Genomic DNA, 24,166 nt, shown 5'->3' on the forward strand with positions numbered 1-24,166 from the left:
AGGTATTCTATCCTCGAATCATCGTACCGACGCCCTGATCGGTGAAGAGTTCAAGGATGAGGTTATGGGGGGCATTCCCGTTGATAATATGACACCGTTCAACCCCGTTTCTGGATGCATAGATACAGGCGCCGAGTTTTGGGATCATCCCGCCCTGGATCGTCCCGTCTGCAATCATCGACTCCACCTCCGCGAGGGTCAGCCGGTGATAGATGGTTGTCCGGGCTTTGTCCATCACGCCATCAACATCGGTGAGTGAGACAAGTTTCCCGGCATCTAGGGCGACAGCAAGCTCTCCAGCCATGGTGTCCGCATTGATATTGAGGTTATTGCCCTGTTCATCGATGGCAAGCGGCGAGACGACGGGAATGTACCCGGAGTCGAGGAGCGTCCGGAGGAGGCCGGGATTGACCCGCTGAATCTCCCCGACATACCCGAGATCGACCTCCTCTTCCCGGTCCTCGATCGTCACCTTCTGGGCATCCATCTTCCGTGCGATCACAAGGTTGCCATCATTGCCGGAGATCCCGATTCCCCGTGCACCGTTCTGTGCGATGAGCGAGACGATGGTGTTGCTGATCTTCCCGGCAAGGACCATCATCGCAATCTCAAGGGTATCAAGATCAGTCACCCGGAGCCCGGCAACGAACTTCGGCTCCTTCCCCATCGCCTTCATCTTCTCGGTGATCTCAGGTCCTCCGCCATGGACGAGGACGACCCTCATCCCGATATAATGGAGGAGGACGGCATCCTCGATGACGGTATTCATGATCTTCGGATCGACCATCGCATGGCCGCCGAGCTTGATGATGATCGTCTTTCCGTGGAACTGCCTGATGTAGGGGAGTGCCTCCATCAGGACATCTTCGCGTTTCATGTCGTATACTTCCCGTTAATCTCTACGTATTTCTCAGTCAGATCACAGCCCCAGGCGGTCGCCTCAGAGGAGCCGGAGTCGAGATCGATGCTGAAGACGACGGTATCGCCCTGCATCGCCATCTTCGCAACCTGCAGATCTGCAACGATCTCCCCTTTCAGGACAAGCGGTGACTTCTCTTCACCCGTTCCAATCCAGAGGGAGAGATCCGGGATCTCAAAGTCAACACCTGCATACCCGGCAGCAGCAACGACACGCCCCCAGTTGGGATCATTCCCATAGACCGCGGTCTTGACGAGGGGGCTCGTCACCACGGTCTTTGCGATCTTCTCCGCATCCTCTTCACTCCGTGCACCGGAGACGGCGACCTCGATCAGCTTCGTCGCCCCTTCGCCATCCCGTGCAATCTGCTGTGCAAGAGTGATGCATGCACTGGTGACCGCCTCTTCAAGCTCCCTCTTCCCGACACGGCCCGCTTCGCCGGTTGCGGTGAGGAAGACACAGTCATTTGTCGAGACGTCCCCGTCGACGACGATGCGGTTGAAGCTCCTCCGCACAGCCCTCTTCAGGATATCCTGGAGATCAGGGGCATCCACCTCGGCATCGGTATAGACGAAGCCGAGCATCGTTGCCATGTTCGGTGCGATCATCCCGCTCCCCTTGGTGATGCCACCCACCGAGAAGCCCTCCCCCATGACGAGGGCATGCTTCTCGACGAGATCGGTCGTCAGTATTGCTTGTGCGGCGGCGATCTCGGCCTCTTCTGAGGAGACAGGGGTGAGTGTTCCTGCCTGCTGCCTGATGCGATCCATATCGAGGTACCTGCCGATGACACCGGTGCTTGCAACACCGACTGCCATTGGATCCACGCCGAGGCACTCCCCGCCGATCTCCGCCATCCGTATTGCATCTGCAAGGCCACGCCTTCCGGTATAGGCGTTGGCACACCCGGAGTTGGCGATGATCCCCTCAATCCGGCCTGCCTTCATCCTCTCCGCCATCAGATCGATGACCGGGGCACGTGCCCTGTTCCGGGTGAAGACGGCGGCACCTGTTCCGGATGCCCTGATGAGGGCAAGCCCGTACTTCCCCTCTTTTATCCCTGCCGCAGTGACCCCTTTAACACCACAGATACTCTTCATTCTGCCATCTCCTCCCTCTCCCGTCCGATCCCCTCGACGATATCCGCCCGGGTGACGATCCCGGTGAGCTTTCCGTCCCGCAGGACCGGGAGGCGGGCGACCCCCTGCCTCAGCATGATCCGTGCCGCCTCCTCGACCGAATCATCTGCATCGATAGTGATGATCGGATAGCTCATCACCGAACTGACCGGGCGCGATCCGATATCCGAGAGTGCTTTCTTGGCCTTCTCCCAGTTGAAGAACTCGCGGATGGGGATCTCGATCACTTCAAGGGGCGAGGGGAGCCAGAGGTCCTCACTGGGCCCTTTCGTCTCAAGGAGTGCCAGGATATCCGATTCGGTTATCATCCCGATGAGGTTCTCCCCATCAAGGACGGGGAGGCCCCCGATCTTCTTCTCACGGATGATGCGTGCGGCATCCCGGATGGTAGCCTTCGACTGGATCGTCACCGGATCCTGTGTCATGACATCTTCTACATTCATCGGTATTCCTCATGGTGCGGCTGCGGGGAAGAGGAGCCCGTCGGTCTCGTTGAATCCGCAGATGATATTCATATTCTGGACAGCCTGGCCTGCAGCCCCTTTCATCAGGTTATCGATGACAGAGACGGCGACGATCCTCCGTCCCCCGTCTTCGATCTCAAAGGCGATGTCACAGAAGTTCGTCCCCCGAACACTGGCAAGTTTTGGCGTCTGAAGCCTGATAAATGGTTCATCCCGGTACATCTTCCGGTACCGCATTCGTATCTCGCCCTCTGTCACCGGACGTTCCGTCAGGATATGGGCGGTGGTGAGGATCCCCCGTGTCACCGGGACGAGGTGCGGGGTGAAGTGAACGGATGCCCGGGACCCGAGACGGGAGATCTCAAGCTCCATCTCCGGAAGGTGGCGGTGCGCCGTCCATTTGTAGGGATTGATGTTATCTGCGACATTTGGATAATGTGTCGTCTCGGAGACGGTATCCCCTGCTCCGGATACGCCGGTCTTTGAGTCATAGATGATGGTCTCTGCGAGATCGGCGACGGGTGCCGCTGCTAATGTGGCTCCGGTCGGGAAACAGCCGGGATTTGCGATGAAGGAGGCTTTCTTAATAGCATCACGGTGAAGTTCGGGGAGTCCGTACGGAGCCTCAAAAAACGCGGTATGCGTGACCCCATAGATCTCTTCATATATTCCCCGCGGGAGCCGGTAGTCCGCCGAGAGATCGATTGTTTTGATCCCACGTTCATGCAGTGATCCGGCATACTGCATCGCCACGGTATGGGGGACTGCCATAAAAACAACGTCAGCATCGATATCAGTGACATCAGGGTTCGTATAGGGGATATCGACGAAACCCTTCAGATGTGGCTGATCAAGACTGACCGGGGTGCCATCCAGTTTTCGGGATGTGGCACAGACAAGGTCGGTATGTGGATGGAGGGTGATGAGCCGCATCAGGTCTCCACCGGCATACCCGCTCGCTCCGATGATCGCAATATCCATACATGCTATCTCATCAGGCCGGGATAAAGTGTTTACCCCGGATGGCTCGCTTTCACTCAACTCCGCCGGGGATCGGATAGCCGGTTCGCCTGAGGAGGCCGGTTGCAAGCCCTTCGATCAGATCGCGCGACTCAAGCATCTCGAGAAGGTCTGTGGGAAGTGCTGATCTGCCGAGGCGGGCTCCGGCATATGCACCGCAGATATAGGAGATTGTATCTGTATTGCCCCCGACCTGCGATGCGATCATCAGGAGTTTCTCAGGATCCGGTATCCGTGCTGAGAGGAAGAAGGCGAGAGGGACGGTCTGATAGACCGAACTGTCATTTCCAAGGCGATCCAGTGCCCCCTGGATGGTGATCCCCTCCTCGGCAAGCCGGAGTGCCTCCTGTATCCGTACCCCAAGGACCTCATCCTCCCGCAAGGCGGTCTCTGCGGCTTTCGCAAGCGGATCTTTATCTCCGGCGATGGTGAAACGGATCATTGCTCCGACCGTGACAGCACCTGCCAAGGCACCGGGATGGATATGGGTGACACTGCATGCCTGAACGAGCCTCTCTGAGCACTCGATGATATCGGTGTATGCAAGGGCAAACGGGATCGCAAGAGGAACGCATCCGGAGGTGGCTGAATGGACTGCGGCTTCCTTCCATCCCCTGTCCCTGAGGTGTTCACAGACGGCATGCAGTGCACTGTCAGGAAATCTGAGGAGTCCGTCTTCATAACAGCTCTTCAACCGGGCTGCATAGGCCCCTTCGGAAAATTCCCTGTCTCCAAGGAGCTTTCCCGCAATGAGCATCAGCTGGGTGTCGTCGGTGAACTGTCCGGGTTTCAGGGCATTGTTCGGGTGGCCTTTATATGCCTTCCGGAATCCGCGAAGTGGGGCATGGAGCCGGGAAGGTGCGGTCTCGTTTGGCATCCCGAGTGCGTCTCCGAGGGCAGCCCCAAGGAGGCACCCCCTGTACTGTTCGAGCATTGATGGTGGGTTGATTTGGAAGGTGATAATCCTTGCTGGTCGGCGGTGGTTATGGAAGGAAACTACCTTCTTATATTCTCTTAAAAAAATGATGCGAATTGCCTTACGAACCATTATAATGGTTTTTCTCACACCGTACTCATAAATGGTGCAAGCAGACACTTTTCAGAACCCTCATACTCTGGCCAGACTCCTTGGAAAACCGGCCGATCAGTTCAGTCGTGAGGATCTCATCCGTGCAGTTATCGAACTTGGGATCGAGATGATCAACTTCCGGTACGTCGGCGAGGACGGCAAATTAAAGACCCTGAACTTCGTCATCACCGGGAAGGAGCATCTTGAGATGATCCTGACAGATGGCGAGCGGATCGACGGATCACAGCTCTTCTCAAGCATCGAGGCGGGATCGAGCGATCTCTATGTCGTACCACGATACCGGACAGCATTCATCAATCCCTTCACAGAGATCCTCACACTTGAGATCCTCTGTTCCTTCTATACAAATGAAGGAAAACCCCTCCCGAGTGACCCCTCGAACATCCTGAGAAAGGCTCACCAGGCATTTCTGAAGGAGACGGGTGCCCGGTTCCATGCCCTTGCCGAACTTGAGTACTATGTCATCTCGCCCCATGATCCCACCTATCCGGTCCTTGACCAGAAGGGATACCATGAGTCCCGGCCCTTTACCCAGTCTGAGGATCTCCGGGTCGAGGCACTCAGGCTGATCGCCCAGGCAGGCGGGAAGGTGAAGTACGGCCATGCCGAGGTCGGATGTTTCACCCTTGACGGAACACTCTATGAACAACATGAGATAGAGTTCCTCCCCGTCCCGATCGAGGAGGCAGTCGACCAGCTGGCGATTGCAAAATGGATCGTCCGGATGCTTGGGGATATCTATGGTGTCCAGATCAGCTTTGCACCAAAGATCACCGTCGGCAAGGCGGGATCCGGCCTTCACTTCCATATGATGGCGGTGCGGGACGGTGAGAACCTGATGGTCAGCGAACGGCAGCTCTCGGGCTTTGCACGGAAGATGATCGCAGGTCTCCTCGACTGTGCAGGAGCATTAACCGCATTTGGCAATACCATCCCGACATCGTACCTCAGGCTCGTCCCCCACCAGGAGGCCCCGACCAATGTCTGCTGGGGCGACCGGAATCGCTCCGTCGTCGTCCGGGTTCCTCTTGGCTGGACCGGCGCAGAGAATATGATTGCTGATGCCAACCCGGCAGCACCGCCCGAGGTTTCAAAGCGTATTGCAAAGCAGACGATTGAGCTTCGGACACCGGATGGATCCGCGGATGTCTATCTGACAGCCGCCGGCATCGTCGCCGCCTGCCTGCATGGTATCAGGATGCCGGATGCCCTTGATAAGGCAAGAGAGCTCTATGTCGATGGAAATATCTTCGATGAGAAGAACCGGGAGAAGCTTGCATCCCTTTCACATCTGCCAAACTCCTGTGTCGAATCGGCAGAGGTTCTTCTTGAGAAGCGTGCCGTCTTTGAAAGCGACGATATCTTCCCGGCAAGCGTCATCGATTCGACAACCAGACGGCTCTTCGGATACCAGGATCGCGGCTTAAGCGAGCGGATCTATGGGAAGGAGAAGGAGTTCCGGGCGATTGTGGAAGAGTATATTCATGTTCAGTGAACTACGTCCACCCTTTTTTTTATCGTATTGTTTGCTTTCTTTAATAATCGTGAAGAACAGGGCGTAAGATGCCTTTCCAACCGCTTTCTCCCTGATGGCATTGGCAGAATCAGGGCGGGTTTGTAACACGATGAAGATTTAAGGTGTTACTGTAATACGTATGATAGGCAGGCTGGCTTCATGATGGTGCTCTATTCTCAAGAGGGTATGATTCGATGACCGCAATCGAGACCTCCGGCCTGACGAAGCGCTTCGGCTCCCTCACTGCCGTCGATGATCTGACAACACGCATCGATGGCGAGATCTTTGGTCTCCTCGGGCCAAACGGGTCAGGTAAGACGACGACGGTGAAGATGCTGACGACCCTCATCTCTCCGACATCGGGGGATGCCCGTATCTGCGGCTATTCCATACAGGAGCATCCAAAGGAGGTCAGGGAGCATATCAGCTATGTCCCGCAGGATATGGCCGTCGATCCGAAGCTGACCGGGAGGGAGAATGTCGTCTTCTTTGGGAAACTCTATGGAATCCCCCGTCCCCGGGAGGCTGCGGATGAGGCACTCGCCCGGATGGATCTCTCGGACCGTGCCGATGATCTGGTCCGGACGTACTCGGGAGGGATGCGCAGAAGGCTTGAGCTTGCACAGGCACTCGTCCATGACCCCTCTGTCCTCTTCCTGGATGAGCCGACGATCGGCCTTGATGTCGCTGGAAGGCGGCGGATCTGGGAGCATATCATCAGCCTGAAGGAGCGGGGGATGACCGTCTTTGTGACAACCCACTATATGGATGAAGCCGATCATGCCTGTGATCGTGTCGGGATCATCGACAAAGGGAAGGTGATCGTCACCGATACCCCCGGGATGCTGAAGGCATCGGTCTGCCGGGATATCGTTCTGATCCGATCAGATGACCGGTTCAAAGGGACCTTTCCGGAGGGCGTCACCTTCCTTGGACGAACCGGGGATGAGCTCCGGTTTGAGGTCGAGGATGGCGACGAGGCGGGGCTTGTCCTCTCCCGCCTTTTTGCAGAGAATGGGATGAAGGTTCGTTCCATCTCGGTACGGAAGCCCACCCTTGATGATGTCTTCCTCTCCCTCGTCGGTGAGCAGGATGAACAGACCGCCTTTGATTTCACGCGGTTCAGGACGATGCTGCGGAGGCGCTGATGATCCGGACACTCTGGTATGTGGAACGGGATCTGAGGCGCTGGCTCAGGGGCCGGATCAATCTCCTCTCCGCCCTGATCATGCCGGCCGCCTGGCTCATCTTCGTCGGCATGGCACTCCCGATCCGGTTTACTGATAATTATCTCGACTTCATCACGCCAGGTATCCTTGTCCTGACGATGCTGGGTGCGGCGTTGCAGGGTGGCTCTCTCCTGATGTTCGATAAGATCCTCGGCTTCCTTCAGAAGTTCCTTGCGATGCCATCGCCGCGTGAGAGTATCCTCTATGGCAAGATCCTCTTCATCACCCTGCGGGGGATGATCCAGACGACGGTCATCCTGGTCTTTGCGATCATCCTCGGGGCGCAGTTCCTCGACCCGATCCTCCTTGCGCAGATCTATCTGATCCTCTTCATCTTCGGGGTCCTCCTCTCCTCGATCACGACGACGGTTGCCCTCACCCTTGAGGACCATGACACCTATGCGGCATTCAATGCGATGATCGCGATGCCGCTCTTCTTTACAAGCAGTGCGCTGATGCCCTATGACCAAATGCCGTCCTGGCTCGCCGTCCTCGCACGGCTCAACCCGGTCTCCTATGCAATCGACGCGATCCGTGATCTCCAGGCGGGGATTCTCCCGGTTATGACGCTCGCCGGGCTTCTGATCGGTGCATTCGTCGTCCTCATGATCAGTGTCATCATCTTCAGGAGAGCAACGGTATAGGCTTTGATCCCCCAAGCTGATGATCCCCCGATTTTTCGAAGGATAGAACAATACCCGATCAACAACAACCATCCTCCCGGATGACCCTCTCTGCTGCCGGCATTCTGATGGTCGCCGACCGGATCACCATCCTCCTGATCCTGATCGCGGTCGGGTACCTGGCGTTCCGCCTCGGGATCCTCGATCGCCAGGCGACCCATAAACTCTCGCTCCTCCTCCTGCACGTGACGATCCCGGCATTGATCATCGTCTCGATGCAGATCCCGGCCTCCCCCGAGCTCCTCTCAGGTGCAGTCGTCTTCTGCCTCGCGATCGGGGTCTTCTATCTCCTTGCGGCCACGGTCGCCTATTGTGGAACTGTCCTCCTCAGGATGGAGGATCGGGAGCGGGGGGTCTTCTCCTTTGCCATCCTCTTTGGAAATGTCGGGTTCATGGGGTTTCCGATTGCAGAGGCGCTCTTTGGTGCTGCCTCCCTCTTCTATGTGGCACTCGGAAACCTGGTCTTCAATCTCCTCGTCTTCTCAGCAGGTATCGTGATGATGACCGGCAGGTACGACTTCAACCCCCGGCTGCTCATCAACCCCGGGATTGCGGCTTCCTATATCGGCCTGACCCTCTTCCTCCTCGGTCTCCGGATACCGTCGCCCCTCTTCGATGCGATGGAGATCACCGGCAACCTGACGACCCCGCTTGCGATGATCATCGTCGGGTCACTCCTCGCCACATTCCCTGCAAAAGAGATGATCGGGGATCTGAAGGCATATCTCGCAACCGTCCTCCGGCTCATCGTCCTGCCGATTGCGACCTATCTCCTCCTTGCTCCGCTGATCGCTGATCCCCTCGTCCTCGGGGTGCTTGTCATCCTTGCCGCGATGCCGGTCGCCTCGACCACAGCCATCTTTGCCGAGATCTACGGGGGTGACGAGCGGTTCGCGTCCCGCCTCGTCTTCGTATCGATGATCTTTTCGATCATCTCGATCCCCCTGATCGGTGCCTTCCTCATCTGAGGACTGCCGCCTGCATGAACCGATCCCGGATCTCAACCGGTGAGAGGGGGATATTGGGGACATCGGCATTCCCGGGCCTGATGATCGTATGGATAAAGCGTGGGCCGGGGGTGCGATCCTGAATTGCCGCAGTGAGGTCTGCCTTCGTCTGGACCTGCCGGGTATGGGAGATACCTGCTGCCTGCGCAATCTGTGCGAGATCGGTGGTTGCATACCCCTGCGTAATCTGGTTGCCGGTTGAGCCGAAGGTGCCATTATCGAGGCAGATGATCGTCAGGTTCTCCGGCCTCACCGATGCGATGACCGGAAGGATCGCTGTTCCAAGGAGCGAGCCGTCGCCATCGATGACCACAACCTCCCTCCCTGACCTGAGTGCCAGGCCAAGGCCGATGGGTGATGCCTGGGTGTAGGACCCGAGCATATAGAAGTTCTCAGCCCTGTCTCCGGTAGCATACAGCTCCTTTGAGGGGATACCTATATTCGAGACGGCTAGGGCATCCCCAAGATGTGGCGACAACGCCTGGATGGCATCATATCGTGTCATCTGCGGGGGTTTGATCCGACCTCCCGGTATTTCAGGTATGATCCGGCTCCTGTCAGGGAAGACCGGGGGCGGGCAGGTTCCCCCGGCAAAGCATGCAGGCGAGACGAGGGCGACGGTCGGCCTCCCCTCTGCATATGAAAGCCGGATCATCTCCCGGATGGAGGGGAGATCCTCCTCCCCCATCACGGCTGCATACGGGATCCCGGCTCCCTTCAGTATCTCCGGAAGCCGGGAGTTGAATGGAACCTGTGCCGGGATTGCTTCATTATATACTCCCCGCCAGCTTGCGATGATCGGGAGGGGGAGGGAATATGTACCGTGGAGCGAGAGGAGGGCATTGAGCATATTCCCAAGCCCCGAGCTCTGGATCACCATTGCAGGCCTCCCCCCGGCAAGATACACGCCTGCCGAGACGCCCACTCCGTCCTCTTCACGGAGGAGGGGTATATGGGTAAATTCTTCGGTGATACGTGCACAGAGGAGGCTGGCACGGTCACAGGGGAGGTGGGGGATGGTGTCGATCCCCTCCTCCCTGAAGATCGTGAGGATCGCTTCTTCAAACATGGTTCTTCTCCATAATGCAGACCGGGAGCTCTCCCGGCCTGATGATCTCTGCCGGCGTGACCGGGTATTGCTTCGTGACCGAGCGATATCCCCCGCCGGTGATATTGAGGAGGATACAGTCATCCTCTCCAACGGCACCGCGTTCGACGGCTCTGAGGAGGGCGGCGCAGGCGACGGCTGCTGCCGGATCGGGATCGATCCCCTCGGTCTCGTCAAAGAGAGTACCGGCACGGGCAGCATCCCTGTTTGTGATCCCATACATCGCCCCGCCACATGCCCGGAGGGCATCGAAGAGGCCGCCGGGGATGGCATAGGGGGGGGTCCTGTTCGTCAGGACATCGGCCTCCACCGCTGCTATCGCCTCTTCCGGATGGGGCATATCGATCGCCGGGATGATCTCCCGCCTCCCCGCCTGCCATGCCGAAACAAGCGGGATGAAGGGGAGGTTCTGGGCGAGGTGGAGGGTGGGGAGGGTGTTTCCGTATCTCCCATCCCCGATGAGCCGCAGCGACGCCTCCCATGCCGCGATAGCGCCGGTTCCGCTCCCGACCGCCTGGAAATACTGATCAGGAATCTTCCCGATGGTGGCGGCGGCATCAAGGAAGACGGTCCCCATGCCGTCCCGGCGGGCGACATTCTTTGCGCCCCCCTCCGGCCGGTACCCGGGGAGTGATGCGATCCTGTCGGCGACCGCGATCGCGTCGGCATAATCGCCGTCAACGCCGATGAGGGTGATATCTTCGGCCGGCTCCGTCGTCCAGATCCGCTCAAGCGAACGGACGGGAACGACGATGACGACCGGGTCACCGGTCTCCCTGGCGACCTCGGCGAAGGCCCGGCCGGTATTTCCAGCCGATGCGAGGACGATGGTGCCGCCGCCGGTCTCCCGATGCCGGACGAGGGTCGGCCAGGCCTCCAGCTCCTTGAAGGAGCAGGTCGGAACATATGCCCCCCTCTCCGGTGCATGGCCGGTAAACCCTATCCAGAGATTGGAGAGGCCGGCTTCACGACCAAAGCCCTCTGATCGGAAGGTGACGGGGCCGGAGCGTGTGGATGGGATCTCTTCAACCGGCAGCCATCCCGCATAGCGGAAGAGGCCGGGCTCATCCCTCAGAACCAGCTTTGTTTCAGGATAGATCGCCCTGAGGAGCGCTTTGTGGCCATGCGGGCAGGCGAGCTCCCCGGTATCCGGGAAGGTGCTCTGGCAGACCGGGCAGCTGAGGAGATGGGTCATGTTCCCTCCTTCAGAAGGAATGTCCCTTCCTGTATCCGCTGTGCAAGCCTCCGGCAGAGCCGCTCTGCCCGTGTCCTCTCTGACTGCCTCAGGGTGATTGGGATCTGTTGTTCATTATAGGCGAGGGCTCCAAGCCGTATCCGGTACACCCCGGCCTCGCAGGCCGACTGGCAGGTCCCACAGGCGAGGCAGAGCTTCCGGTCAATGGTGAGATCTTCCCGGATCGCTGCTGCCGGGCAGAGTATCCGTGCATGGCAGGGGGAACAGGAGATGCAGCTATCGGGATGATGCCGGACGGCCCGGTCGGTCCCCTGCCAGACGGCACCGTAATCGGCAGATCCACGGGGTTTCCTCTCTTCTATCCCGGCGATGGGGAGTGGGATGTCGCCGTCCCGGATCAGAAGGGCCTGCAGGGATGCATCGTCAAGGACAGGAACTGCGGCAGCGACCGAGGTGAGGCATTCGGGTCCTTCGGATGTTGTAAACCCGCCCATCATCAGAGGATCCATCCCTTTCATATCGGCGGAACAGGCGAGATTCGGGCGTTGTGGTGTTGATCGCGTCCCTTCGCCGAGGATGATCCCGTCGGCGCCATTGAGGTGGATCGGGGTCCCCGGTCCGAGGGACCTGAGGGAGGGATCATTCTCGACGGGATTAATCTCTCCGCATCCTGAGACCGAGATCTCCCTGCATGGGCCGTGGAGGCCGGTCACCGAGAAGATCGTCGGGGTGACCCCCTCCTCCTCGGCAAGGAATGCGGTATAATTCCGGAATGCCGATCGTGTCGTATGGAGCCTCGCCGCCGGGCAGTCATCAAGGGTGATGGTGGCGGAATGGGTCTGGCCGTCAGCAAACGCCTCGCAATGGATCTCCCTGCCCGCTGCGAGATCCGCAAAGAGGTGGCCTCCCCCATATCGGCCGTCACGGTGGGCAGTGCCATAGACGATACAGTCGATGAGGCCGAGCCGTTCGTTGGGGCAGGGGCCTGGAAAGGCCGGGACCCCGTTGAGAGTACATGATACGGCACGCCTGAAGGTGCCGGGCGGGGCAACCGGGATCGAGAGAACTGCATAGGTCCCCGACATCACCCCGAATGTTGCGCAGGTGACGATATCGACCTCCTCTGCCGTGAACTCCTCCCCGTCCCGCAGGCGCCTCTTAAACTCATCTGCCGGGATGACAACGGCAGTGCCATCCCGTATCTTCCGGTTGATCTCTCCCGGTGTCTTCACAGTCCGATCCCCTCCACTCTGACATGCAGTCCGTCCTTCTCCATGATAACCATATTCACGACACCAGTGTGGGAGAGGCCCATCATGCAGAAGCCGGGGAGGAACCGCTGCCTGTTGCCGAATGCAGGCTCACGCCTGACCGTCTCTGCGATCCCCTCGAAGGCATGGACATGGTATGCCCGGATATCCTTCACCTCCCCGTTCCGTGCTTCAAGAGGGGTTGTGACATGGCAGGAGATGATCCCGCTCACCGGATCGGCAGCGGTTACCCTGAGGGCATGGGTAATCGGGCAGCCTGCACCCGCGGGCCTTCCGATGACGAGATCCCCCCTCTGTATCTCCCAGCGTTCAACGAGATCCGGGCGGAAGGGGACGATATCCTTCCGGGTCGACGGCTCCCCCGGAAACGGGTGAAGGACGAAGTCGTACTCAATCCCAAGAAGATCAACTCCTGAATACCCGGTTGGCGCCTGTTTCTTCTCTTCCCCATAGAACGGGCAGTCGGTCCGCCTCTTTGCACCAGCGGCAAGGAGAGCAGAGAATGCCATGCAGGTCTTCGCACCGCAGAGGCCGCAGTCCTTGCCGGGTGGCTTCCATGCCATGGTCACTCACCCCGGAAGAGGTTATCTGCATCATCCAGCCGGCGGATCACACCAAAGTGATGGTTCCAGCCGATCTCTTTCTTCCCGATACAGACGGTGCAGACACCAAGCGGCGGGTTGCCCCGGAGGGTGATTGCAGACTCTTCCGTTATCTCCTCCTGCCCCTCGATCATCTGCATCAGATACCGCATCCCGGTGCCGACGATGGCATTCGTCTCGATGATCTCAACGTCGGGTGCGACATCCCGGATTCCCTCCCTGAAGACCTCCTTCTCGGCCTGGGAGACGAGATCCACCCTGGTGACGACGGCGATATCCGCAAGGGCGATCATCGGTGCCATCTTATATGGGGAATGTGTTCCCGAGATGGCGGAGATGACCGCGATTCCAAGTGACTGCGTTGTGTAGGGGGTGCAGCGGAGGCAGAGGCCCGCCGACTCGATGATCAGGTACTCTGCCCCCGCCTCCCTTGCCCATCCGAGGGCATCGGCGGTGACCATGATCCCGGCATGGTCCGGGCAGAGATCGCCGGAGATGAGCTTCTTTGCCGGTATTCCAAACTCCGCTGCGATCTCTTCATCCTCTGTTGCATAGATGACATCGATCTTGAGATATGCTGCCGACCGCTCCGGGAGATTCCGAAGGATCTGCCTGATCACCGCGGTCTTCCCGGCAGAGGGAGGACCGGCAACGATGATGAGCTTCATGTGGCGGCGACCTGTTCGCTGAGTATTTCTCCGGATCGGAGCCGTTCCCGGAGGGAGGAGAGATAGTTGTCCATCTCGGTGACCTGCCTGAGAATGGATGCCTCTGCGCCGTCAGGCTCAAGGACCGCACGGACCGAGCCGTTCCCCATCACGATCCGCCGATCCGAGAGGAGTGAGACAAGGGGGTCATGGGTGACGAAGATGACGGTTGTTCCCGACTCTTTGAGGCATGAGATGACGCGGTCGCGGAAGATTCCGGCGTTTTCAATCTCATCAAGGAGGATGATCGGGGCATGCGAGATGACGACGGCATCAGCGATGAGAAGGGATCTCGTCTGGCCGCCGGAGAGGGAGGAGATGCGTGTCCCGGATCGGATCGGCTCGCCGGTGAACTGGTTGGCAAGGCGGATCGTCTCTTCGATCCGATCCCCCTCCTCGATCTTCCGGGCCCGGAGATGCATCGAGAGGAACTCATGCACCGTCAGGTCGGCGAGGCATTTGGTCGTCTGGGTGATGAGGGCGACCGGCTTGCAGGAGGGGTCGCGGACGAACCGCTCCGGTGGCGGGGCACCATCGACGAGGATCTGTCGTCCGGTGACGGTATCGCCCTGTGCAAAGACCTCAATATCGTTGATGAAGGCACTCTTTCCGGAACCTGTCGGGCCGACGATGGCGATGGTGTCGCCTGGCCGGAGATGGAGGGCCTCAAACGGCTCGGGAGCACCGTTCCGATCATGGCCCGGGAGGATGGTGATCGTGTACATGATCAGGTTTCTCTATCCGGGAGGTGATAACTGTTTCCCCATTGTGATATTTTATTTGTCTAAATTGTCCAAAATATCTAATAATTTAATCTTTATGTATAATTTTTACCCTGTAAATTAATGTATGCTCTCGACAGGGCTGACAAAGAAACCATTCGGTATGGTAGTGCCCATACCAGAAAAGGTGCGATCTCAAACCCTAATCCAGATTAGTACTAATCCGGATTAGGATCTGCGCCCTGCAAGGAGATGCTCACTCGCCGCCTCTGTCGTCTCCCTCCCCTTCGGTGTCCGCTTCAGAAAGCCGATCCTGATGAGATAGGGCTCATAGACCTCCTCGATGGTCCGGACCTCCTCCCCGATCGAGATGGCAATCGTCCGGACGCCGACCGGCCCGCCCGAGAAGTCCTCGGCAACGACGGTGAGGATCCGGCGGTCGAGATCATCGAGGCCGAGGGGATCGATCCCGAGGATGCCAAGAGCAGCGTCTGCCGACTCCCGGGTGATGGTACCGTCCCCCCGGACCATCGCATAATCCCGGACACGCCTGAGGAGGCGGTTAGCGATTCGCGGTGTTCCACGGCTCCGTTGTGCGATCTCTTTTGCTCCCTCTTCGGTGATGGAGATCGAGAGGATTGATGCCGACCGTTTGACGATACTGAGGAGTTCATCGACCTCGTAGAGATTCAGCCGGAAGATCATTCCGAAGCGGTCACGGAGGGGGGAGCCGAGGAGGCCGACCCGTGTCGTCGCTCCGATGAGGGTGAACCGGTCGAGGGGGAGCTGGATCGCCTTTGCCCCCGGTCCCTCCCCGATCATTACGTCGATCATGTAATCCTCCATCGCCGGGTAGAGGATCTCCTCAACGACCGGGTTCAGCCGGTGAATCTCGTCGATGAAGAGGAGATCGCCATGGGTGAGGGCCGTCAGCTGGGCGGCCAGATCGCCGGGCTTGTCGATGACCGGCCCGGTGGTGCTCCGGATGGCCGCCCCCATCTCCCGTGCGATGATCTGGGCGAGGGTCGTCTTCCCAAGGCCGGGCGGGCCTGAGAAGAGGATGTGATCGAGGGTCTCGCCACGGAGCTTTGCTGCTTCGATAGCGATCCGGAGCGCCTCCTTGAGTTGTGGCTGGCCGACGAACTCGTCAAGACTCCCCGGCCGGATCGCGGGATCCTCGATATCATCCGTCATCCGGACTGGCGCTGTTATCCGGTCGGTCATTCTGATCGCTCCCTGAGGCGGGCGAGTGCCGCCTTGATGATCACCTGGACAGACTGGCGCTCCTCCGATTCGATGACGCTTTGGACTGCTTCATCTGCCTCCCGCTCGGAGAAGCCGAGGGTGATAAGCGCAGAGATGGCATCTGATGCAGGCTGCGGAGAGGCAACCGCTCTGAGTGTTCCCGCCCGCTTCTTCATCGTCTCCTTCAGCTCGAGGATGAGCCGCTTTGCACTCTTTGGCCCGATCCCTGATATCCGGGTCAGGACCTTCTCATCCTCACCGATGATCGCCATAGCAAACTGGTCAAGGGATATCTGGGAGAGGATGTTTAATGCTATCTGTGGCCCGATTCCGGAGACGTTGATGAGAATGAGGAAGAGCTCCCGCTCGCCGGGATGGAGGAATCCATAGAGTGAGACAGCATCCTCCCGGACGACGAGATGGGTATGGAGCTTCACCGGAGTATTCATCTCCTCGATCTCCCGGAGATCCGGCTGGCTGACCCGGATGAGGTATCCGATTCCGCCGACATCGATGACGACGGTTCCCTCCCCGATGGAGGCGACTGAGCCGCTGATATGTGCAAACATGGGTTCACCGAAGGGTATTGGTATGGCAGAGAGCGATGGCAAGGCCGTCGGCGGCATCGTCGGGGCGTGGGATCTCGTCCAGTCTGAGGAGCCGCCGTACCATATCCTGCACCTGCTCCTTCTTTGCCCGGCCTGATCCCGAGACCGCCAGCTTGATCTGGTTCGGGGTATATTCGACGACCGGAATCCCCCGCTCCTCGATGGCAAGGAGGATCACCCCCCTCACCTCCGCAACCCTGATGGCTGATGTGACGTTCTTTGTGAAGAAGAGCTCCTCGACTGCGACTTCATCGGGGGCATGCTCTTCAATGAGGGCCGATATGCGGCGATAGATCTCATGGAGGCGGTGGCTCGTCGTCTGGCTGGTCCCGGAGGTCTCAATACAGCCGTTTTCAATATGCCGTATGCTCCGGGTCCCCTTCTCGATGACACCGTACCCCACCCGGGCGATGCCGGGATCTATCCCGATGATGATCATGATCCGTACATGGATCTTCGGTCCTTATGGTAAATACGGTTATGGAGTGGGATGTGAAAGTGAAGGGCGGGGACCTCCCCGGATCTCACGCCCCCCTCCCGCTCCCAAGCTCTGCCGAAGCCCCTGCGAGGAGCGCCATCATCGGGATGATCAGGTACCGGGAGCCGATCCCCATAAACCACTCCCATGGCCCCATCCCGAAGAGCCCGACCATCACCAGGAGATCAAGGGCCCAGTTGATGAGGAGCCAGCTCGTACCGATGGTCAGCCCGGCGGTGATCCAGGCCGTCTGCTGCGGAAGGGATCGGAGGTACAGGGAGATGAGGAGGGCTCCGGCGGCTGCCCCGGAGATGATCATGATGCTCTTGAAGGCGAAGATATCGATCTGTACTACCCCGTCCCTCCCGTAGAAGGGAAGAGAGAGGCCGAAGGGGATGAGCCAGGTGAGGATGCCATAGAGGAGGAGGCGGAGGTGCCGGTGCATGGATGAAAATGAGTCATTCATGTATCGTCAGGATTGCGGTTTGTACTTGGAACGCAGATCAGAGGTATTCCGCCTGGTTATCTGACATGGATTATATTTTATAATCTGTGTGATTCATATAAGCGTATGGAGCGTGTATAGTCGATTATGGGGGGGCCTGTTTTACAAGAGCTGTGTCTGAAGAATATCCTCTCATTTGGTCCGGATGCTCAGCCGATCCCGTTATCATCACTCAATGTCATTATTGGACCGAATGGATCGGGGAAGTCCAATCTTATTGAAGCGATCAGCCTCCTTGCCGCAGCTCCAAAGGATCTCTCAGCTCCGGTCCGAGAGGCAGGGGGTGTCAGAGACTGGTTATGGAAGGGGGCAGACAGCCCTAAAGCCACAATTGAAGCCATCCTGTCGCTACCTTCCCATCCGGAGATGCCAATTCGCCATACCATCTCATTTCGTGAACATGGAAACCGTTTTGAAGTGACTGCTGAGCGGATCGAGACATCAGCGCCATATCCGGGATATGATGAACCATACTATTACTACCGGAATGATGCAGGGTTTATCAGGCTCAAGGGGAGAGCCAGATCAGAGGCGATGCAGGTCTCTGAGGGGGATGGTGGTGAAGAGCGCCAGCTCCCCCGGGATACGATAGATCCCGAACGATCCGTCCTCTCTCAGGTGAAAGATCCATACTACTACCCTGTACTCACCGGCCTGAATGAGGTATATAGCGGAATTCATATCTACCGTGACTGGACATTTGGGCGGTACGCTCCCCCACGCCAGCCACAGAGGACCGACCTGCCCTCACGATATCTTCGTGCAAATAGTGAAAACCTTGCTCTGATCCTGAACAAACTTGCATTACATGATAAAACAACAATTCTTGAGGCGCTCAATGCCCTGTACCCGGAGATCGATGATTATCATATCCAGATCGTCGATGGGGGCGGGGTCCAGGTGTACCTGAAAGAGGGATCATGTGACATCCCTGCAACCCGGCTCTCGGATGGAACCCTCAGGTATCTCTGTCTTCTTGCTATCCTCTGTCATCCGACTCCTCCGCCACTCATCTGCATCGAAGAGCCAGAGCTTGGGCTGCATCCGGATGTCCTCCCGACGCTTGCTGATCTGATGGTCTCTGCATCTGAACGGTGCCAGTTGATCGTGACGACTCACTCTGATATACTGGTGGATGCACTGACAGACATTCCCGAGTCTGTTCTCGTCTGTGAGAAGAGGAATGGAAGCACACATCTGCAGAGGCTGAAGCATGATGAGCTGAAGGACTGGCTTGAACGCTATAGTCTGGGTGAGCTCTGGATTAAGGGAGAGATCGGAGGGAAACGCTGGTGAATGATACAATATATCTGGAAGGAGGGGGTGGGAAAAAGGATTCAAAGGCCCTGAAATTAAACTGTCAGAAAGCATTCAATACATTATTAGAGAAAATGGGGTATTCCGGGAGGATGCCACGGCTTGTTGCGAGTGGCAGCCGTGATGATACATTCTCTGACTTCAAAATCGCTCTCAAAAGCCGAAAAGACAGGTATATAGCGATGCTGATTGATAGCGAAGATCCCGTCCAGAATCCGGAAAAGCCCTGGGGCCATCTCAGGAAGCGTGATGGTTGGGATCGACCTGATCGGTCTGATGATGAGGATATCCTGCTGATGATGACCTGCATGGAGACATGGATCGCTCTTGATCGTGAGGCACTGAGAGAGTATTACAACAAACGTGGAAAGATCCAGGAATCTGCTCTTCCTCCCCTTTCGGGGATCGAAGGGCGCCATCGCCATGATGTACAGAATGGGTTGATGCAGGCCACGCGAAACACCACCCAACCATATGCAAAGGGGAAGGTTTCGTTTGAACTGGTAGGCATGCTCAATCCTGATGTTCTGGAAGAACATCTCGTGGCGTTCCAGCGCATGAAACGTATTCTGGATGAGAAACTACAAGGGAGAGTAAAAAATGACACTTCTTGACCGCATCCTCTCCGCCCTGAAACCAAAGCCGGACACCTCCCCCCGCCGGTATCAACGATGTGCCTACTGCGGCAAACGCTCAGAGGATCCATGGACGGATGCAGAATGGGACCGCCGTGAGCGGATGTGTGAGGAATGCGAGTATGGGGAGATGGCAGACGGAACGCTCTGGTAAAAACCGGGATTAGTGGTGCTCTCCCTGCACCCACCGCTCCCCGTCCGGCGTATACTCCTTCTTCCAGATCGGGACCCGCTCCTTGAGCCGCTCGATGATATATTCGCATCCCTCAAACGCCTCCCGCCGATGGCCTGCACCGACCAGGATCAGGACGATGTTATCCCCGACTCTCAGGTCGCCGATCCGGTGGATGATATCGACGGATTTGATCGGAAACTTCGCAAACGCCTCATCCCGGATCACCTCAAGTTCCTCGACGGCGACCTCCTGGTGTGCCTCAAGCTCGATCCGCTCGATCCCGTCATCCCGGACGATCCCGATGAATGAGACCATTGCGCCCATATCGGGGGCTTTTCTCTCCTCGATTAGTCTGTTGATATCAAAGTCTTCCTGGGTAACCGTAACAACCATAGTATTCATCCTCCTGCTACCGGTGGGTACAGTGCAATCTCATCGCCGTCATTGAGGGCCATGGCAGCGATCTCCTCCCTGTTCACCCGCTTCTTGTTTCTCATCAGAATGATGTACTTCCGCAGAGCACCCTCCTCGTCAAAGAGGGCAGATCGTGCGGCAGGGCTCTCTGCTGCAATCTCCTGAAGGAGTGCCTCAAGTGTTGCCTCCTCCCCCATCTCCCTGGTCTGTTCTGATCCGAATATCTCCCGAAACCGGGCAAATGACTGCACTCTGATCTTCATCGATTCCTCCTGTTCAATACTTCGTCCATGGAAGGTAATAAACCATTATTTCGCGGCCCTTCCTGTTCCATGGCGAAGATATTTATCGTCCGATACCTTAACAATTGTGAATAGGGATCTACGGTGACGATACCATGAAATTACCCTGCCAGGTGATCGTCTGGGATGTTCTTCCGGCCATCAGGGCTGCCATCGCAGAGGAGCTGATCGCCTTCGGTTCGACCCAGCAGGAGGCAGCCGTCATCCTTGACTGTGCCCCCTCTGCAATATCACAATACCTCTCCGGCAAGCGGGGGTACAGAATCGTCTTTGAGGATGAGATCCGCTCTCTCATCCGGGATCTGGCGGCAGATCTCCATGCTGGTGCGGAAAAAGATCTTGCAGCCCGAATCTGCCGGATCTGTGTTCAGCTGCGTGAAGGTGAGCGGGCCTGCGGAACATGCGAGGATGCTCATGACTGATCAGAAGAAGAATCTCGATGCCGTCCTCAGGGAGAAGGCCCCCCTTGTTATTGCCTTCTCCGGGGGGGTGGACAGCTCGCTCCTCGCGGCGGTTGCGGCAGAGGCCGTTCCCGGCAAGGTCCGGTATATTCTCCTCGACTCCCCGATCATGCCCCGGCGGGCGATCGCTGATGCACGACGGATTGCAGAGGAGATCGGGATCGACCTTGAGTTCATCGACTTTCCTATCCTTGATGACGAATCATTCCGTGGTAACCCAAAAGATCGGTGTGCCATATGTAAACGGCGGTCGTCCGCGATCCTCAAAGAGTGTGCTGATGGTGCGACAGTGGCCGACGGGGCGAACCTCTCGGATCTCGGGGAGTACCGCCCCGGTCTTGCCGTCTCGGATGAGGAGGGGATCGTTCATCCCTTCATCGAGGCGGGGGTCGATAAGCGGGGCATCCGCGAGCTGGCACGCGAATGCCGGCTCAGCTTCTGGAATAAGCCCTCAAATGCCTGCCTTGTCACCCGGATTCCATATAATGAGCCGATAACCCGGGAGAGGCTGATGATGATCGAGGAGGGCGAGGAGGTCCTCGCCGAGATCGGCTTTTCGCAGTTCCGTCTCCGGGTTCATGGCGATATTGCCCGGATCGAGGTGCCGAAAGAGGAGCTGGATGCGGTGATCGCCCATCGGGAGGAGATCCTCGAGGTTTTTAAGGGGTTGGGCTTCCTCTATGTCACCCTTGATCTTGGGGGATTCCGGAGCGGGAGTATGGATAGAATATTGTGACCGGCAGCCATCATCGAGTGGCCTCTTAGGTACAAAAGAACTGTTCCGGTGGATCAGGCTATCCCCGTATCATCACCAGCGTCATCTTGAACTTCGTGATTGCGCTGAGGGCATGGGGGACGTTTGCCGGAAAGATGATGGTCTCCCCTTCCTTCATCTGGAATGTCTCCCCGGCGATCCAGACCTCGCATTCGCCATCAAGGATTGTGACGACTGCATCATATGGTGCGGTGTGTTCGGAGAGGCCTTCATCCTCATCAAATGAGAAGATGGTGATGCTCCCTGCCTTGTTGTTGATGACCATCCTGCTTGCGACGGTCCCCTCCTGATAATCGACGAGATCCGGAAGACTGAGGACCTTTCCCTTCAGCTCCTCACGATTTTTATCATGCTTACCAGGACTCTCCAGTTTAAACTCAGCCATACTGCTTCTTCCTCCTGCTTCTTGTCTTCATGTATACTCTGCGGGTATAAAAATGGGGGGTTATGCCCCGACCATCCTTTTCATATCTTCCTCGACTGTGGTGTTTGGCTTGAGATCGAAGTTCTTCACCAGCACATCAAGGACCGTCGGAGAGACGAATCCCGGAAGCCTTGGGCCGAGGGTGATACCCTGTATCCCGAGGGAGAGGAGCGAGAGGAGGACGAGGCATGCCTTCTGCTCATACCAGGCGATGTTGTAAGCAATCGGGAGATCGTTGATCCCGACCCCGAAAGCCTCGGCAAGTGCCTGGGCGATGACAACCAGGGAATAGCAGTCATTGCACTGGCCTGCATCCAGGACCCGTGGAATCCCGCCGATTGTCCCGAGATCAAGGCTGTTGTACCGGTACTTGGCACACCCGGCGGTAAGGATGACCGTATCCTTTGGGAGCGCCTCTGCAAACTCTGTATAATACGCACGGTCTTTGCGCCTCCCGTCACAGCCTGCCATCACGATGAACTTTTTGATGTCCCCGTTCTTCACCGCATCGACGACCGTCCCAGCTATTGAGAGGACCGCGTCATGGGCGCAGCCGGTGATGAGATCCCTCCCGCTCCCCGGAAGCGCCTGCGGGGGTTCTGCGGTCTTTGCTGCGGCGATGACTGCTGCAAAGTCCTTGGTGCCGTCCGCAGATGCCGGGATGTGGGCAATGCCCGGATAACCGGCAAGCCCTGTCGTATAGATCCTCCCCTTGTAGGAGTCCTTTGGCGGGACGATACAGTTTGTTGTGACAAGGACCGGCCCGTTGAAGCTCTCAAACTCCTCCTTCTGGTCTGGCCAGGAGCCGCCGTAGTTCCCGACAAGGTGTGCGTATTTCTTGAATGCCGGATAGGCATGGGCAGGCAGCATCTCGCCATGCGTATAGATATCGACTCCGGCATCCTGTGACTGCTCAAGGAGCATCTCAAGGTCTTTTAAGTCATGGCCGGTGATCAGAATACCGGGCCGGGATCCGGGGGTGGTCTTCACGCTTGTGATCTCCGGCTTTCCATATGCCCCGGTATTGGCTGCATCGAGGAGTGCGAGCACCTTCACACCATGCTCTCCACATTCGAGGACGAGTGCGACCATCTCATCGACTGAGAGATCCCGGAGTGTTGAGGCGAGCCCTCTCTGGAGGAAGAGCTCGATATCCGGATCTCTCTTTCCAAGCACCTCGGCATGCGTATAGTAGGCGGCGATCCCCTTCATTCCGAAGAGGAGGGTTGAACGGAGCGAGCGAACATCTTCGTTCTCTGTGGCAAGGAGCCCGGCGGTCTTCCCCTTTGCCAGCATATCGGCTTCGGATGCCGGCTTCCAGGTGCATGCATCCGGCTCGTCCGTTCCTGCCGGGAGGCCGTCACGGATTGTGATTGCTTTCTTGATCAGATCAACAAATCTCTCCTTATCGAAGTTGACATTGGTCAGGGTCGCAAAGAGGGCATCCGCGATGAATAATCCGGCCTTCGGATCATCCTTTCCGGTCTCCATCGCCTGGAGATTCCGAACCGCAATTCCCTTGCAGAGATGGATGAGGAGATCCTGGTACACCGCGATCTCATCCTCCTTTCCACATACTCCTTTGACTGTACAGCCGTTTCCTTTGACGGTCTCTTCACACTGGTTACAGAACATCGAAATCCTCCTTTGATATCTTTTTGATACGAGATACCTATTACATACTATATTATAAATAGAGGAGAGTTTCCAATAGTATACCATGCAGGAAGGGTGTACAGTCAATCTGTAACCAACATCTCTACCTTCCGGAGTTTGAGCGGTAGTATCCCTTATGGTATACTGTGGAGTACTATAGTAACATGGCGACATCCCAGACGATTAAACTTGAATCTTCAACAAAAGAGCGGCTGAACAGGTTGAAGATCCATCCCCGTGAAACCTATAACGACTGTATTGAGCGCCTGATTGATGTGATATATGATGATGAACCCCTCTCTGAAGAGACCGTCAGGCGTCTGGATGAGGCAGAGATCTCTATAAAAGCTGGAAAATACAGGCCTCTTGACGACGCCATGAGGGATCTTGATCTCCTGTGAAACCCTTTGACATTGTCATCCTCCTCCTTTCCACATACTCCCCTGACGGTGCAACCGTTTCCTTTGACGGTCTCTTCGCACTGGTTACAGAACATCGA

The 24,166-nt window shown here is 57.3% G+C and carries 29 protein-coding genes; 10 read left to right on the top strand and 19 right to left on the bottom strand.

The genetic code is table 11. From position 1 onward, the window contains the following. Positions 1–7: 7 nt before the first annotated feature. Genes argB through J2T58_RS08905 form a run of 5 tightly spaced genes read right to left on the bottom strand, consistent with a single transcriptional unit; the run spans position 8 to position 4,476 of the window. Entirely contained in the window at positions 8–877 is an 870-nt protein-coding gene (gene argB, locus J2T58_RS08885; RefSeq protein ID WP_253488981.1) for an acetylglutamate kinase, read from the bottom strand. Then, entirely contained in the window at positions 874–2,019 is a 1,146-nt protein-coding gene (argJ, locus tag J2T58_RS08890; protein WP_253488983.1) for a bifunctional ornithine acetyltransferase/N-acetylglutamate synthase, read from the bottom strand. Before argJ ends, argB begins: the two co-directional genes overlap by 4 nt. Next, complete coding sequence (locus J2T58_RS08895; RefSeq protein WP_253488984.1) at positions 2,016–2,501, bottom strand: CBS domain-containing protein; 486 nt, start codon at positions 2,499–2,501, stop codon at positions 2,016–2,018. Before J2T58_RS08895 ends, argJ begins: the two co-directional genes overlap by 4 nt. Positions 2,502–2,510: 9 nt before the next feature. After that, positions 2,511–3,503: an N-acetyl-gamma-glutamyl-phosphate reductase gene (gene argC, locus J2T58_RS08900; RefSeq protein ID WP_253488986.1), complete on the bottom strand. Its 993-nt coding sequence runs from the start codon at positions 3,501–3,503 to the stop codon at positions 2,511–2,513. A 52-nt stretch (positions 3,504–3,555) separates the two neighbouring features. Beyond that, positions 3,556–4,476: an ADP-ribosylglycohydrolase family protein gene (locus J2T58_RS08905; protein WP_253488988.1), complete on the bottom strand. Its 921-nt coding sequence runs from the start codon at positions 4,474–4,476 to the stop codon at positions 3,556–3,558. A gap of 145 nt (positions 4,477–4,621) precedes the next feature. Here J2T58_RS08905 and J2T58_RS08910 point away from each other — a divergent pair, with 145 nt between their 5' ends. The 4 genes from J2T58_RS08910 (at position 4,622) to J2T58_RS08925 (ending at position 9,028) form a co-directional block, all read left to right on the top strand. Next, positions 4,622–6,127, top strand: coding sequence for a glutamine synthetase family protein (locus J2T58_RS08910; RefSeq protein ID WP_253488990.1), 1,506 nt, complete (start codon positions 4,622–4,624; stop codon positions 6,125–6,127). A gap of 215 nt (positions 6,128–6,342) precedes the next feature. Then, positions 6,343–7,296, top strand: coding sequence for an ABC transporter ATP-binding protein (locus tag J2T58_RS08915; protein WP_253488992.1), 954 nt, complete (start codon positions 6,343–6,345; stop codon positions 7,294–7,296). Further along, positions 7,296–8,021 carry an ABC transporter permease gene (locus tag J2T58_RS08920; RefSeq protein ID WP_253488993.1) on the top strand — a complete coding sequence of 242 codons (726 nt, stop codon included), beginning with the start codon at positions 7,296–7,298 and terminating at the stop codon, positions 8,019–8,021. The genes J2T58_RS08915 and J2T58_RS08920 overlap by 1 nt, the downstream gene beginning before the upstream one ends. Positions 8,022–8,101: 80 nt before the next feature. Further along, on the top strand, positions 8,102–9,028 hold the full coding sequence (locus J2T58_RS08925; protein WP_253488994.1) for an AEC family transporter: 927 nt from the start codon (positions 8,102–8,104) through the stop codon (positions 9,026–9,028). Here J2T58_RS08925 and comE read toward each other — a convergent pair. The 10 genes from comE to J2T58_RS08975 form a co-directional block, all read right to left on the bottom strand. After that, entirely contained in the window at positions 9,021–10,136 is a 1,116-nt protein-coding gene (gene comE / locus J2T58_RS08930) for a sulfopyruvate decarboxylase subunit beta (protein WP_253488995.1), read from the bottom strand. The genes J2T58_RS08925 and comE overlap by 8 nt on opposite strands. Further along, positions 10,129–11,370, bottom strand: coding sequence for a cysteate synthase (locus tag J2T58_RS08935; RefSeq protein ID WP_253488997.1), 1,242 nt, complete (start codon positions 11,368–11,370; stop codon positions 10,129–10,131). Before J2T58_RS08935 ends, comE begins: the two co-directional genes overlap by 8 nt. Further along, positions 11,367–12,602: a methanogenesis marker 16 metalloprotein gene (locus J2T58_RS08940; protein ID WP_253489000.1), complete on the bottom strand. Its 1,236-nt coding sequence runs from the start codon at positions 12,600–12,602 to the stop codon at positions 11,367–11,369. The genes J2T58_RS08935 and J2T58_RS08940 overlap by 4 nt, the downstream gene beginning before the upstream one ends. Beyond that, positions 12,599–13,204, bottom strand: a complete 606-nt coding sequence (locus J2T58_RS08945; protein ID WP_253489001.1) for a (Fe-S)-binding protein — start codon at positions 13,202–13,204, stop codon at positions 12,599–12,601. The genes J2T58_RS08940 and J2T58_RS08945 overlap by 4 nt, the downstream gene beginning before the upstream one ends. Positions 13,205–13,206: 2 nt before the next feature. Beyond that, a complete protein-coding gene (locus J2T58_RS08950; RefSeq protein WP_253489003.1) occupies positions 13,207–13,911 on the bottom strand; it encodes a GTP-binding protein in 705 nt (234 codons plus the stop codon). Beyond that, entirely contained in the window at positions 13,908–14,675 is a 768-nt protein-coding gene (locus J2T58_RS08955; RefSeq protein ID WP_253489005.1) for an ATP-binding cassette domain-containing protein, read from the bottom strand. The genes J2T58_RS08950 and J2T58_RS08955 overlap by 4 nt, the downstream gene beginning before the upstream one ends. A gap of 225 nt (positions 14,676–14,900) precedes the next feature. Beyond that, a complete protein-coding gene (gene ruvB / locus J2T58_RS08960) occupies positions 14,901–15,896 on the bottom strand; it encodes a Holliday junction branch migration DNA helicase RuvB (protein ID WP_253489006.1) in 996 nt (331 codons plus the stop codon). Continuing rightward, entirely contained in the window at positions 15,893–16,486 is a 594-nt protein-coding gene (gene ruvA, locus J2T58_RS08965; RefSeq protein ID WP_253489007.1) for a Holliday junction branch migration protein RuvA, read from the bottom strand. Before ruvA ends, ruvB begins: the two co-directional genes overlap by 4 nt. A 4-nt stretch (positions 16,487–16,490) precedes the next feature. Beyond that, positions 16,491–16,964, bottom strand: a complete 474-nt coding sequence (gene ruvC / locus J2T58_RS08970; RefSeq protein WP_253489009.1) for a crossover junction endodeoxyribonuclease RuvC — start codon at positions 16,962–16,964, stop codon at positions 16,491–16,493. Between the two features lie 85 nt (positions 16,965–17,049). After that, positions 17,050–17,448, bottom strand: coding sequence for a hypothetical protein (locus J2T58_RS08975; RefSeq protein ID WP_253489011.1), 399 nt, complete (start codon positions 17,446–17,448; stop codon positions 17,050–17,052). Positions 17,449–17,595: 147 nt separating this feature from the next. On the opposite strand from J2T58_RS08975, the gene J2T58_RS08980 reads away from it, so the two are divergent. The 3 genes from J2T58_RS08980 to J2T58_RS08990 all read left to right on the top strand — a co-directional run bounded on the left by J2T58_RS08980 (position 17,596) and on the right by J2T58_RS08990 (position 19,614). Beyond that, the gene (locus J2T58_RS08980; protein WP_253489014.1) at positions 17,596–18,804 is read left to right on the top strand and encodes an AAA family ATPase; all 1,209 of its coding nucleotides are present in this window, start codon (positions 17,596–17,598) and stop codon (positions 18,802–18,804) included. A gap of 113 nt (positions 18,805–18,917) precedes the next feature. After that, a complete protein-coding gene (locus J2T58_RS08985; protein WP_253489017.1) occupies positions 18,918–19,439 on the top strand; it encodes a DUF4276 family protein in 522 nt (173 codons plus the stop codon). Further along, positions 19,426–19,614: a hypothetical protein gene (locus J2T58_RS08990; protein WP_253489020.1), complete on the top strand. Its 189-nt coding sequence runs from the start codon at positions 19,426–19,428 to the stop codon at positions 19,612–19,614. Before J2T58_RS08985 ends, J2T58_RS08990 begins: the two co-directional genes overlap by 14 nt. Positions 19,615–19,623: 9 nt before the next feature. Here the strand turns inward: J2T58_RS08990 and J2T58_RS08995 are convergent, their stop codons facing one another. Further along, positions 19,624–20,028 carry a molybdenum cofactor biosynthesis protein MoaE gene (locus J2T58_RS08995; RefSeq protein ID WP_253489023.1) on the bottom strand — a complete coding sequence of 135 codons (405 nt, stop codon included), beginning with the start codon at positions 20,026–20,028 and terminating at the stop codon, positions 19,624–19,626. Between the two features lie 5 nt (positions 20,029–20,033). Further along, complete coding sequence (locus J2T58_RS09000) at positions 20,034–20,312, bottom strand: ubiquitin-like small modifier protein 1 (RefSeq protein WP_253489026.1); 279 nt, start codon at positions 20,310–20,312, stop codon at positions 20,034–20,036. Between the two features lie 134 nt (positions 20,313–20,446). On the opposite strand from J2T58_RS09000, the gene J2T58_RS09005 reads away from it, so the two are divergent. Together J2T58_RS09005 and larE are read left to right on the top strand one after the other, a co-directional pair. Continuing rightward, a complete protein-coding gene (locus J2T58_RS09005; RefSeq protein WP_253489030.1) occupies positions 20,447–20,773 on the top strand; it encodes a transcriptional regulator in 327 nt (108 codons plus the stop codon). Then, entirely contained in the window at positions 20,766–21,548 is a 783-nt protein-coding gene (larE, locus tag J2T58_RS09010; protein ID WP_253489032.1) for an ATP-dependent sacrificial sulfur transferase LarE, read from the top strand. The genes J2T58_RS09005 and larE overlap by 8 nt, the downstream gene beginning before the upstream one ends. A gap of 58 nt (positions 21,549–21,606) precedes the next feature. On the opposite strand, the gene J2T58_RS09015 is transcribed toward larE, so the two are convergent. Both J2T58_RS09015 and hcp read right to left on the bottom strand, forming a co-directional pair. Beyond that, positions 21,607–21,972: a cupin domain-containing protein gene (locus J2T58_RS09015; RefSeq protein WP_253489036.1), complete on the bottom strand. Its 366-nt coding sequence runs from the start codon at positions 21,970–21,972 to the stop codon at positions 21,607–21,609. Between the two features lie 60 nt (positions 21,973–22,032). Then, complete coding sequence (hcp, locus tag J2T58_RS09020; protein WP_253489039.1) at positions 22,033–23,646, bottom strand: hydroxylamine reductase; 1,614 nt, start codon at positions 23,644–23,646, stop codon at positions 22,033–22,035. A 185-nt stretch (positions 23,647–23,831) separates the two neighbouring features. Here hcp and J2T58_RS09025 point away from each other — a divergent pair, with 185 nt between their 5' ends. Beyond that, on the top strand, positions 23,832–24,068 hold the full coding sequence (locus tag J2T58_RS09025; protein WP_253489042.1) for a DUF7557 family protein: 237 nt from the start codon (positions 23,832–23,834) through the stop codon (positions 24,066–24,068). Positions 24,069–24,166: the final 98 nt, after the last annotated feature.

Source organism: Methanocalculus alkaliphilus (assembly GCF_024170505.1).
In the GTDB taxonomy this organism is placed as follows: Archaea; Halobacteriota; Methanomicrobia; order Methanomicrobiales; family Methanocorpusculaceae; genus Methanocalculus; species Methanocalculus alkaliphilus.